The sequence below is a fragment of the Rosenbergiella sp. YN46 genome (assembly GCF_036620675.1).
Lineage (GTDB): Bacteria > Pseudomonadota > Gammaproteobacteria > Enterobacterales > Enterobacteriaceae > Jejubacter.
Window position 1 is genome coordinate 1 of sequence record NZ_JAZHEE010000061.1, and the last position, 11,045, is coordinate 11,045.

Genomic DNA, 11,045 nt, shown 5'->3' on the forward strand with positions numbered 1-11,045 from the left:
TTCGGCGCATACTGATACAGGTTCAGCCCACCCTGCAACCCTATCGGATCCTGAGTGGTAAAGCGCCCCACGCCCGGATCGTAGTAGCGGAACAGGTTATAGTGCAGACCGGTTTCGCTATCGGCGTACTGTCCGGCGTAGCGTAGCGGCTGGTTGATGGTCGGTTTGCCCTGCCGCAGCGCCCAGCTTTCCGCGGTCTGGTGGCTGACTTCGCCAAAGCTGCCGTACTGCCCGCTCCAGCGTACCGCGCCATCGCCGTCGATGACCTCCAGCGGCGCGCCGTTCAGATCGGTGGTAAACCAGTAGCATTCCCCGTCCTGCGCCTGGACATGGTGATCGACTCGCGACAGCGGGCTCCAGCTTTCGTTCGGATCGTACAGATAAATGGCGCAGCGCTCCCCTTCCCGGCTTTGCAGCAGTCGCCAGCCCTACCACAGGAAGCGGGTTTCCAGCGTGCCGCGCCGGGTGGTGACCGTTTTCGCAATGCGCCTGCCCAGGGCGTCGTAGCGATAGCTGGCGCTGAATTTCCCTTCCGGGCCGGTGCCGCTGGCTGAAATCAGCCGGTTATCGGCATCGTAGCGATACTGCTGCTGATGCAGGCCGTGGCGGCGCTGAATCAGATTGCCGCGCGCGTCATAGCGGAAGAACAGATTTTGCCACTGGCCCAGCCGATTCCGGCTTTTATTTTAACTTTATATACTCTCGGTACCGCCATCAATATATGTACTACAACTCTGAAAAGTTAGAATATCGAATAAAAAATAAATATCATGGAATACACCTGAGTGCTGAATGCTAAATCCATTCTCACATTTTTTTAGACACATTTTTGAATATTCAATATCATTCCAGTTCTTTACATTAACAGTTTCCCCTTTCCCGCCCAAAAGATGTATAACTATGACATTATAATCCACTCCCCATTTTCCCCACTTTGGTACTTCTTTAGCAGGCCTCTGTTTTGTATGGATACTCACTCCAAATCTACCACCTAGCTCAAGGGAAAGTTTCCCTATTAGAACGTTATCGTCCATTCCGTCAGGAAACAAACTTTTCAAGAAGTTATTGTAACTAATCACATCAATAAGATTCATATTAATCGCTCCACGGGAAATTATAGTGACCGTGTGTTTTGGGAAAGTTTCCTGCATCTGGTCTGTCAATGCTTCTGGTATTAAAATGCGGCTCAGCACCATGTCCGGAAACATCTTTTTGATGACCTAAACTATGCTCCTGAATCAACACGATTTTATTATCCTTATTAACAAAGTGATATTCTCTAGTTCTGATTGGTTGGTTATTTTTACCAATCATGATATTACCACCACCCCCCGCTATTCACGCAGCCCCAACCTGCACCTCAAGGGGGACTGGCTCAGGGAAGCGGAGTTTGATACCGGATGTCTAGTGATGGTAAAGATCGTCAACCTCATGGATCCCTGAATAACCATAACCTGACGCCGGTAGAATACTGGCTGATGGGTAAAAAAACCGGAAGTGACAATCAGTATCACTTCCGATTAATTATTAATCTAAAAAATCATCATTTTCAAGATAATAAAGCGTGGCGTTTAAAAAATTAATTTTTCCAGAATCTGGATGATGATCTAAGGTATTATCTACTATTGCTTTAAAAATAGGGGACTCTAAAAAGGTTCCATAATTTTCTTCAAAATCCATCTCCTCATCTTCATTTTCAGCAAGATAGTAACGCCCATTAACTATGTCATCTTTTGAACCAAGATTAAATGATTCATCAACGTACAACCATCCTACATCTGGCAGCGTTTTGTAACTATTAAGCAGTTCCTTAAAACCTAAAAAAGTAACCATCATTACCTCGCTATTTTCGACAGGCAGTCCCACCGCCCCATTTATTACGACTACCAGTACCATCAGGGTGATAAATTTTATGATAACTCTTGTGATCGTTGAAATCAGCAAGTTGGAGAGAACCAGGTGTATCACCGTGATGCCAAGTCATACCTTTTGGTGATGAACCTCTATACTTCCCGTTTCTCATAGGTTGAACATGCTCCACTACACCGGGATACTTTGTCTGCAACTCTCGCTTAAACTCTGGGTCGACCTGCAACCGCTGATGCACTGATTCATTCGCTCGACTAAAGTGCTCTTTATCTGTAAGAGTATATTCTGATGGTTCTAACCGATGTTAATGGAATACATGATACTTACCTAATCCTCTTTGTCCTTCACCTTTATATAACCCCAACGGATCCATCCACCCCAGCGGGTTCGGCGCATACTTATACAGCTTCAGCCAACCCTGTAACCCTATCGGATCCTGAGTGGTAAAGCGCCCCACGCCCGGGTCGTAGCTGCTAAAAATAGGTAGTGTGGATCGATATTTTTATTTCATTAATGACAAATATCCCAAAGGCTTTAGCACTAAATAAAAAAATACCATAAGACATCCTTGGCTGCTGAATGATAAATCCATCCGCAATTTTTTAAACATCTGCCTGGACATTTCCCTCCATTCATTTACACTCCCCCTACAATAGTCCATTCTACGTCCCCCCTCCAGCGCTATCTATTCTTTTCATTTAATTCATCAATAGAATTTAACTCCACGCAATCAACACCAACAACGCTTGCACATTTATTTATCTCGTTCCAAACGGATAAATCAAAAATCAACATAGATTGCCCTGCCTCTGGCATGAAAAATCCACTAAGAAAAAAGCCTGCATTGATATCTATTAATTCATTTATTTTCAATACATCGAATCTGCCATCAACTTGAATATTATACAAACAAGGTTTTTCGACAATCGCAACTGGCACCATCCCTTTTTTTTCTCTTAGTTTATTCTTTAACTCCATGGACAAGAAGCCGGAATAGCTATTTAACAAATCATTATTAATTAAAGAATCGCCATATAAATATAATCCATTTATATCAATGCGTTCCGTTTTCTTGACGCCTTGGCTTGTATAGAGCGAAATCCCCTTACCAAAAACACAGGATAAAATATAAGACGCATTTTCTGTGGAAAAACCAAATTCCCCACAACCTCTTTCATCAATATAATATTGATAACATACACAATATGGTAGGGACACTAAATCATTATTACCAAAAAAAACTTCTCCCATCCACTCCTCATAAGGAAACCTAACTATTCTTTCTGTAATCATACGTTTTCTCACCAAGTAAAAATAACAGTATTTCCTTTAGGCTCAACTGCATGTATATGTCCCTCGGCATGATGCTCTGGAATACCAAGCTGGCCCGCATCTGGATGCCCATCAGGATGTTCAAACCACTTATTTTTTCCGTGAGGATTACGACGCCCTAATTTCTGTGCTCCATCAGCCTTCATATTCCCCCAATTTACCCCTCGACTGCTTTCATTCAAATCACTAAATTTTATATCCTGCCCCCTTCTGGATATTCTGGGAACCTGAGCATGCTGCTGAGCGAGTTTAAGGGCATTGCTACGACTTCTGGCCTTATCAACCCCACACGTAGCCAACCCCAACGGATCCACCCACCCCAGCGGTTCGGCGCATACTGATACAGGTTCAGCCCACCCTGCAACCCTATCAGATCCTGAGTGGTAACACGCCCCACGCCCGGGTCGTAGTAGCTTTGGAAAAGCTCACCGTCCCCGCAGTTACCGTACAGATACTACTTTGCATCCAAATATATATCTGATCCATAATTTCTCTAACTGGATGGAGATAATCACTATAAACCTCCGCGTAATGACGAGAAAAGTTTTCTTAGCAGGTTATTTTTATTCATGCCCTCCCTTAAACTATCAAACTAAGCAGAAAAATTTTCTTATTATCTTGAACGATAACCTTCCCTATAGCTTTGAAGTTCAATCTACTTTCATTTAAGATTTATTTTTATTAAAAATCATAAAACACTCACATCGGTTATCCACGCTTAGGATAACCTGATAGTAACAATATTTATCTACTCGATTTGAGATATCGTTATCTTTAAGAGAATTGATTGCTAAAAACCCCGCATTTATTATTAAAAAGCAAGCTTAGCCTTCTCAATTCATATTAGCAACCAGATCTACCTATAGAAATAATCATAAAAGGCATTGAAGTTATCCTTCCCTATTATTGGGGAGATATTTAACTTTAGACTCTCGATGAACTCAGGATTTATTTCATCATTATCATCTGCAATATCAAAGACATTATAAGAGCCATATACTAGATCAATTAATCTTGTTATCGACACAATAAAATCGCAGAAATTATCTGCTATTTTAAATGGTTCTCCAACATCATAGCTAGCATAAATAGGTGTGTTTTCAATATCTACAACAGCAATTATTGGCTTCCCTCCACCTAAGTCATCACCGATGATCAGAAACTCATCAGGATACCTCTCATAACCGATCTTTCCTTTTCCTAAATCAGTAACAGAATAAATTTTTATTGGTGTAAAGCCGGTCTCAATTTTCAATCCTGTCGGATTATAATTTTTATAAAAAAAATTCAGCTCAGTAGATTTTGACATGCTAGCCGTGAATAATTTAGCCAAATCATCAACCGAATCAAAATGTCCAGGAATGGAGTATTTATTACAAACCGTTACGAAGTCATTTAGCACATTTTCAATATTTCTCATGATCTACCTCACATAATGTTGACTTATGGACAACTTATCAGATTCTTACGAGTGCGGCTACGGTCTATTAACCGTCCTCTGCCTGGGTTCTCATAGCTGCCACGATGTCCTTGATTTCCATTTAAATGTTCATCATAACCACTAGGATGATTAGCATTCTGGAGGAAAACTATATTCCTTGGATCACCTTGCCACTTTCCACCCAGAGCACCATTACCCTTAACACTATTAATATGATGCCCAGTATATCCCATCTCGGACATTATCGATGAAAGTTGGCGATTATTCTTTGTACTAAGAATTACTTCACGTTCGGCAGCATTCCATTCTCTGCTCCCTCCCCCAGCAGCAACCAACTCTCTTTCTTCACCCCATGCACGGCTAATTGCAGTCGCTCTCGCCCCTGGCTCGGCACTTAGAGTAGGAGCTGGTTTGTATCGAACTAAATCATCAGCAGCCAACCCCAACGGATCCACCCACCCCAGCGGGTTCGGCGCATACTGATACAGGTTCAGCCCACCCTGCAACCCTATCGGATCCTGAGTGGTAAAGCGCCCCACGCCCGGATCATAGTAGCGGAACAGGTTGTAGTGCAGACCGGTTTCGCTGTCAGCGTACTGCCCGGCGTAGCGTAGCGGCTGGTTAATGGTCGGTTTGCCCTGGCGCAGCGCCCAGCTTTCCGCGGTCTGGTGGCTGACTTCGCCAAAGCTGCCGTACTGGCCGCTCCAGCGTACCGCGCTATCGCCGTCGGTGATTTCCAGCGGCGCGCCGTTAAGATCGGCGGTGAACCAGTAGCATTCCCCGTCCTGCACCTGGACATGGTGATCGACTCGCGCCAGCGGGCTCCAGCTTTCGTTCGGATCGTACAGATAAGTGGCGCAGCGTTCCCCTTCCCGGCTTTGCAGCAGGCACCAGCCCTGCCACAGGAATCGGGTTTCCACCGTACCGCGCCGGGTGGTGACCGTTTTCGCAATGCGCCTGCCCAGGGCGTCGTAGCGATAGCTGGCGGTGAATTTTCCTTCCGGCCCGGTGCCGCTGGCTGAAATCAGCCGGTTATCGGCATCGTAGCGATACTGCTGCTGATGCAGGCCGTGACGATGCTGAATCAGATTACCGCGCACGTCATAACGAAAGAACAGTTTTTTTGCCACTGGCCCAGCCGGTTATTGCTTACCGGCTATAGCGTCGCGCTCCAGAATATGTACAAGGTCGGCTATGCCAGTATCCGCCATGAGAGCCGCAGGGATATCACCGCCACCCACGATTCACGCAGCCCCAGCCTGCCCCCCAAGGGGGACAGGCTCAGGGAAACGGAGTTTGATACCCGATGTTCGGTGACTGTAAAGATCGAAGCGGGTTGCCTGCTCCTGACGACGGAGCAGACAACAGACGGTTAAAACAAAAAGCCGGAAGGATCGGGAAGATATTTCCGGCTTTAATTTAATCTAAAAGATCACTGAACTCTTTAAAGGTATCTAGTGCCTCGTTCTTTTCAGATAACTCTCTTCTGTCATTAATAATATATTACCCGGCATTAACGACCATTACTTCCAGAGCACATGTATTATCATCCCATACAATAAAGCGGGCAATCTTATTTTCACTTTCAAAATCAACAACCAGACTATCAGTAAAGTCATTGTTATTGATTTTAACCTCATAGTCACCACGAGATAAAACCTAATTTTTTACATCCTGGAGAATATTTTTATTCCAGCATCAGTTTTACGATATTTAATATCTACTTTATTCAGTTAAGCATGCCATATTTAGCCCCGCGCACTTTTTTATATTTCCGAATCTTCACCCATCAGCCGGTATCCTGTGATTACTCAAGTGTCATTCCCCGCGACGAGATTTCAAGAAACTCAATTGGTTATCGAATTTCAAGGGGTAAATATGAGTACAATTTTGAATGATTTTATCAAACCCCTTGGAGTGACATTCCTTTATAAAACCATCTTTAGCTATACTGTTATTTTTAACAGTATTGACAGCTATGGCGAATCTATTTCCATCAATGGTTTCCCCCATGAAAAGCCTACAAACACCATATATAGAATTATCAAAATAATTTTTTATGATGGCTTTAGGTGATGCATCGCAATTACTGCACTCATTACGTAAAAGAATATTTATTGATGTTTTTTTATACATGGCATCACATAGTATAGACATACTTTTTTCTTGTATTTTATTTTCAACACTAACATAATCAAAAAATAACTCACCGTCAAAAAAAACATCCCCCTCTTTTATTTTAATATATTTCTTCAGCTCAGGGACATTGATTTTACCAACCCCTCTTTTTATTTTTTTTATTTTCGCATTTACTAAAGTTGGATAAAAGTCATCTTCTAAAAAACAATATCCTTTATATTAAACGAATTAGAAAAGCAGGTTATTTCTTCAATAAATGCTCCCTGTTCCAAAGGAGAATACAACCAAACGAAAACCTCATCATCGGAATTAGATTTAACACCAATGATTTCCAACGTTTTTTTTGCATCTATGACTAATTTTCTCTCCATCAAAAGCACCTATTTCCTTTGTATTTGTTAGTGTTTCTTACTTTTCCACTTTCATATGAAAAGTGCTCCCCTTTCTGCCCATGGTAATGAGGATATTCATGCGTATTATTATCTGTAAACACATGTCCCTGATGATGGACCTTCACTCGCCCCATTTCAGTTCCATTTTACATAATTCTTTCCTCATGTAAAATACCTGAGTTCTGCTTGGAAATTTCAGACTGGGAAATATCTTCTATTACCTGAACCTGATAAGTCTGAGATGTAGGAATACCAGCTCCGCGCATTGCTTCTCTTCGAGCGGCACGAGATGTTTCAAATGTCTTATCTCCCGGCAACTGTATTCTACGAGTACTCAACCCCAACGGATCCACCCACCCCAGCGGATTCGGCGCATACTGATATAAATTCAGCCCACCAGCCAGCCCTATCGGATCCTGAGTGGTAAAGCGTCCCACGCCCGGATCGTAGTAGCGGAACAGGTTGTAGTGCAGACCGGTTTCGCTGTCGGCGTACTGCCCGGCGTAGCGCAGCGGCTGGTTGATGGTCGGTTTGCCCTGACGCAGCGCCCAGCTTTCCGCGGTCTGGTGGCTGACTTCGCCAAAGCTGCCATACTGCCCGCTCCAGCGCACCGCGCCATCGCCGTCGGTGACCTCCAGCGGCGCGCCGTTCAGATCAGTGGTGAACCAGTAGCATTCTCCGTCCTGCGCCTGGACATGGTGATCGACTCGCGCCAGCGGGCTCCAGGTTTCGTTCGGATCGTACAGATAAGTGGCGCAGCGCTCCCCTTCCCGGCTTTGCAACAGGCGCCAGCCTTGCCACAGGAAGCGGGTTTCCACCGTGCCGCGCCGGGTGGTGACCGTTTTCGCAATGCGCCTGCCCAGGGCGTCGTAGCGATACTGCTGCTGATGCAGGCCGTGGCGGCGCTGAATCAGATTGCCGCGCGCGTCATAACGAAAGAACAGGTTTTTTGCCACTGGCCAAGCCGGTTATTAACTACCGGCTGCGGCGTCGCGCTCCAGAATATGTACAGGATCGGCTATGTCAGTAGCCACCGTGAGAGCAGAAATATCATCACCACCCACTATTCACGCAGCCCCAGCCTGCACCTCAAGGGGGACTGGCTCAGGGAAGCGGAGTTTGATACCCGATGTTCGGTGACTGTAAAGATCGAAGCGGGTTGCCTGCTCCTGACGACGGAGCAGACAACTGACGGCTAAAGAAGGATCGGGGAATCTCTCCGACTTGATGCGATCAGGAACGGTTTAATTCAATTATCCATTCTTTAAAATCCTCCTCAGTATATAAATAATTTCTATCTGAGGATGGTAAATCTACCGCGCCTAATATCTCCAGGTAGTTAGAGATCACTGGACCAGAGATTCTTAAAGAATTATCGTTATAAATATCAAACGCCCACTCAGATACAGCCCTCCTATCTTCAAGCCCTGATAGTAAATTTCGTATCTTTTTGATTAAGTCACTTTTTCCATGGATTCCCTTCATATTTACCTCCGCCCTATATATTCACCATTCGAATTAAATCGGAATACCACCTTCATCGTTCGAAAAGCCACAACACCAGTTAGTGACTGGCTTCACCGAAACCGCATGCTGAGCACTGGAGCGATCCAATCCATTAACGAAAATCCCTCCCCACCTTAACTGGTCAAGAGATACTAATACAGGTTCATTCCATCACTGTTTCTTCTATCTAATATCAGAAACGTTAATATTATCGATAACCAAAGCCAGTATTCACCCCGATTATATAAAAATCATCCCCATCGCTCGTCGATATATGGCTCAATGCTTTCTATTGTTAAAAATTTAGAGCGGCAGTATAATTCAAGATCATCTTCATTTACTATAATCTCAGAAAAATCACTCATCGAACTTATTTTTGGAGAACAAAAAAAACCAACTTTTGAACCTGATAATTTTAATTCAACTATATCACCAAAAGTAATGATAAAACTAAGTGCATTATACCCTTTCCCATCCCATTTTGCTGGGTGATTTTGGGTTAGCCCCTTGTGAAAAAAGTTAATTTTCAAATCTGAAAACCTTTCCAGAGTAATACTACCCAATTCTATATTTTTAATATCAAAATCACCACCAAACATAAATTTTATTTTTTCCCTACCCATTGCATTTTGAAACCACATATCACCCCCCATTCTTAGAAATTATAATGACCGTGCGTCCCCGGCACACTACCGGTATTTATATTTTCAGGCGGCCTAATATTAAAATGAGGCTCAACCCCATGGCCGATGGTCGCCTTAGCATGCCCCAAACTATGCTCCTGGATAAAAACAGTCTTGCCATTTTCATCAGTAAATTCATACTGTCTAGTTTTTACTGGCAGCCCCTTATCATCTAATATTTTCTTACCACTTCCATCTAATAAATCAGGCCTTGTAATCGCACTTGGTTGTTGTCTCATAGGTATTCCTGCATCACGTTTAGCCTGCCTAAATGCATCTCTCCGACTTATCCCTTCATACGAAGTTTTCTTATTAGGGCCACACGCAGTAAGTCCCAACGGATCCACCCACCCCAGCGGATTCGGCGCATACTGATACAGGTTCAGCCCACCCTGCAACCCTATCGGATCCTGAGTGGTAAAACGCCCCACGCCCGGATCGTAGTCGCTAAAAATAGGTAGTGTAGATCGATATTTTTTATTTCATTAATGAAAAAAATCTAAGAGGCCTTAGCACCTAATAAAAACAAATACCATAAGACATTCCTGACTGCTGAATGATAAATCCATCCGCAATTTTTTAAACATCTGCCTGGACATTTCCCTCCATCCATTTACACTCCCCCTGCAATAGTCCATTCTATGTCCCACCCTCCAGCGTTATCTATTTTTTTCACTTAATTCATCAATAGAATTTAACTCCACGCAATCAACACCAATAATGCTTGCACATTTATTTATCTCGCTCCAAACAGACAAATCAAAAATCAACATAGATTGCCCTGCCTCTGGCATGAAAAATCTACTAAGGAAAAAATCCGCATTGATATTTATTAATTCATTTATTTTCAACACATCGAATCTGTCATCAACTTGAATATTATACAAACAAGGTTTTTCGACGTTCGCAACTGGTACCATCCCTTTCTTTTCTCTAAGTTTATTCTTTAACTCAATGGACGAGAACCCGGAATAGCTATTTAACAAATTATTATTAATTAAAGAATCGCCATATAAATACAATCCATTTATATCAATGTGTTCCGTTTTCTTGACGCCATGGCCTGTATAGAGCGAAACCTCCTTACCAAAAACACAGGATAAAATATAAGACGCATTTTCTGTGGAAAAACCAAATTCCCCGCAATCACTTTCATCAACATAATATTGATAACATACACAATATGGTAGGGATACTAAATCATTATCACCAAAAAAAACTTCTCTCATCCATTCCTCATAAGGAAATCTAACTATTCTTTCTGTAATCATACGTTTTCTCACCAGGTAAAAATAACAGTATTTCCTTTGGGGTCAACTGCATGTATATGCCCCTCGGCATGATGCTCTGGAATACCGGGCTGGCCCGCATCTGGATGCCCATCAGGATGTTCAAACCACTTATTTTTTCCGTGAGGATTACGACGTCCTAATTTCTGTGCTCCATCAGCCTTCATATTCCCCCAATTTACCCCACGACTGCTTTCATTCAAATCACTAAGTTTTATATCCTGCCCCCCTCTGGATATTCTGGGAACCTGAGCATGCTGCTGAGCAAGTTTAAGGGCATTGCTACGACTTCTGGCCTTAACAACCCCACACGTAGCCAACCCCAACGGATCCACCCACCCCAGCGGATTCGGCGCATACTGATACAGGTTCAGCCCACCCTGCAACCCTATCG

Annotated in this window: 13 protein-coding genes and 8 pseudogenes; 3 read left to right on the forward strand and 18 right to left on the reverse strand. The window is 43.4% G+C overall.

The features are described from left to right. The 3 genes and pseudogenes from V3W49_RS21910 to V3W49_RS21920 form a co-directional block, all read right to left on the reverse strand. Window positions 1–674 (reverse strand): annotated as a pseudogene (locus tag V3W49_RS21910) (RHS repeat domain-containing protein); the annotation flags it as partial. A gap of 18 nt (window positions 675–692) precedes the next feature. Continuing rightward, window positions 693–1,094, reverse strand: a complete 402-nt coding sequence (locus tag V3W49_RS21915) for a hypothetical protein (protein ID WP_500148089.1) — start codon at window positions 1,092–1,094, stop codon at window positions 693–695. Window position 1,095: 1 nt separating this feature from the next. Next, complete coding sequence (locus V3W49_RS21920; protein ID WP_500148090.1) at window positions 1,096–1,314, reverse strand: HNH/endonuclease VII fold putative polymorphic toxin; 219 nt, start codon at window positions 1,312–1,314, stop codon at window positions 1,096–1,098. A 21-nt stretch (window positions 1,315–1,335) separates the two neighbouring features. Between V3W49_RS21920 and V3W49_RS21925 the strand changes: the two are divergent. Then, a pseudogene (locus V3W49_RS21925) lies at window positions 1,336–1,422 on the forward strand (SymE family type I addiction module toxin); the annotation flags it as partial. A gap of 105 nt (window positions 1,423–1,527) precedes the next feature. On the opposite strand, the gene V3W49_RS21930 reads toward V3W49_RS21925, so the two are convergent. From V3W49_RS21930 to V3W49_RS21960, 7 genes and pseudogenes are all read right to left on the reverse strand, one after another. Further along, window positions 1,528–1,944 carry a DUF7716 domain-containing protein gene (locus V3W49_RS21930; RefSeq protein WP_500148091.1) on the reverse strand — a complete coding sequence of 139 codons (417 nt, stop codon included), beginning with the start codon at window positions 1,942–1,944 and terminating at the stop codon, window positions 1,528–1,530. Continuing rightward, a pseudogene (locus tag V3W49_RS21935) lies at window positions 1,844–2,350 on the reverse strand (RHS repeat-associated core domain-containing protein); the annotation flags it as partial. The pseudogene V3W49_RS21935 and the gene V3W49_RS21930, both read right to left, overlap by 101 nt. A 200-nt stretch (window positions 2,351–2,550) precedes the next feature. Next, entirely contained in the window at window positions 2,551–3,162 is a 612-nt protein-coding gene (locus V3W49_RS21940; RefSeq protein WP_500148092.1) for a hypothetical protein, read from the reverse strand. Between the two features lie 8 nt (window positions 3,163–3,170). Beyond that, window positions 3,171–3,347 carry a hypothetical protein gene (locus tag V3W49_RS21945; protein ID WP_500148093.1) on the reverse strand — a complete coding sequence of 59 codons (177 nt, stop codon included), beginning with the start codon at window positions 3,345–3,347 and terminating at the stop codon, window positions 3,171–3,173. Window positions 3,348–3,491: 144 nt separating this feature from the next. Next, window positions 3,492–3,613, reverse strand: a pseudogene (locus V3W49_RS21950) (RHS repeat-associated core domain-containing protein); the annotation flags it as partial. A gap of 444 nt (window positions 3,614–4,057) precedes the next feature. Then, a complete protein-coding gene (locus tag V3W49_RS21955) occupies window positions 4,058–4,621 on the reverse strand; it encodes a hypothetical protein (protein ID WP_500148094.1) in 564 nt (187 codons plus the stop codon). Between the two features lie 23 nt (window positions 4,622–4,644). Beyond that, window positions 4,645–5,798: pseudogene (locus tag V3W49_RS21960) on the reverse strand (RHS repeat domain-containing protein); the annotation flags it as partial. Here V3W49_RS21960 and V3W49_RS21965 point away from each other — a divergent pair. Beyond that, window positions 5,788–6,018: a SymE family type I addiction module toxin gene (locus tag V3W49_RS21965; protein ID WP_500148095.1), complete on the forward strand. Its 231-nt coding sequence runs from the start codon at window positions 5,788–5,790 to the stop codon at window positions 6,016–6,018. The pseudogene V3W49_RS21960 and the gene V3W49_RS21965 overlap by 11 nt on opposite strands. A gap of 127 nt (window positions 6,019–6,145) precedes the next feature. Here the strand turns inward: V3W49_RS21965 and V3W49_RS21970 are convergent, their stop codons facing one another. From V3W49_RS21970 to V3W49_RS21980, 3 genes and pseudogenes are all read right to left on the reverse strand, one after another. Further along, window positions 6,146–6,271, reverse strand: a complete 126-nt coding sequence (locus tag V3W49_RS21970; RefSeq protein WP_500148101.1) for an immunity protein TriTu family protein — start codon at window positions 6,269–6,271, stop codon at window positions 6,146–6,148. A 189-nt stretch (window positions 6,272–6,460) separates the two neighbouring features. Further along, a complete protein-coding gene (locus V3W49_RS21975; protein WP_500148096.1) occupies window positions 6,461–6,799 on the reverse strand; it encodes a hypothetical protein in 339 nt (112 codons plus the stop codon). Between the two features lie 610 nt (window positions 6,800–7,409). Further along, window positions 7,410–8,155: pseudogene (locus V3W49_RS21980) on the reverse strand (RHS repeat-associated core domain-containing protein); the annotation flags it as partial. Between the two features lie 22 nt (window positions 8,156–8,177). Here V3W49_RS21980 and V3W49_RS21985 point away from each other — a divergent pair. Next, the gene (locus tag V3W49_RS21985; protein WP_500148097.1) at window positions 8,178–8,372 is read left to right on the forward strand and encodes a SymE family type I addiction module toxin; all 195 of its coding nucleotides are present in this window, start codon (window positions 8,178–8,180) and stop codon (window positions 8,370–8,372) included. A 34-nt stretch (window positions 8,373–8,406) separates the two neighbouring features. On the opposite strand, the gene V3W49_RS21990 is transcribed toward V3W49_RS21985, so the two are convergent. The 5 genes and pseudogenes from V3W49_RS21990 to V3W49_RS22010 form a co-directional block, all read right to left on the reverse strand. Continuing rightward, window positions 8,407–8,658, reverse strand: a complete 252-nt coding sequence (locus V3W49_RS21990) for a YxzC family protein (RefSeq protein ID WP_500148098.1) — start codon at window positions 8,656–8,658, stop codon at window positions 8,407–8,409. Between the two features lie 272 nt (window positions 8,659–8,930). Then, window positions 8,931–9,320: an Imm50 family immunity protein gene (locus V3W49_RS21995; protein WP_500148099.1), complete on the reverse strand. Its 390-nt coding sequence runs from the start codon at window positions 9,318–9,320 to the stop codon at window positions 8,931–8,933. Between the two features lie 14 nt (window positions 9,321–9,334). Continuing rightward, a pseudogene (locus V3W49_RS22000) lies at window positions 9,335–9,817 on the reverse strand (HNH/endonuclease VII fold putative polymorphic toxin); the annotation flags it as partial. 204 nt (window positions 9,818–10,021) lie between these two features. Then, a complete protein-coding gene (locus V3W49_RS22005) occupies window positions 10,022–10,633 on the reverse strand; it encodes a hypothetical protein (protein ID WP_500148100.1) in 612 nt (203 codons plus the stop codon). Between the two features lie 8 nt (window positions 10,634–10,641). After that, a pseudogene (locus tag V3W49_RS22010) lies at window positions 10,642–11,045 on the reverse strand (hypothetical protein); the annotation flags it as partial.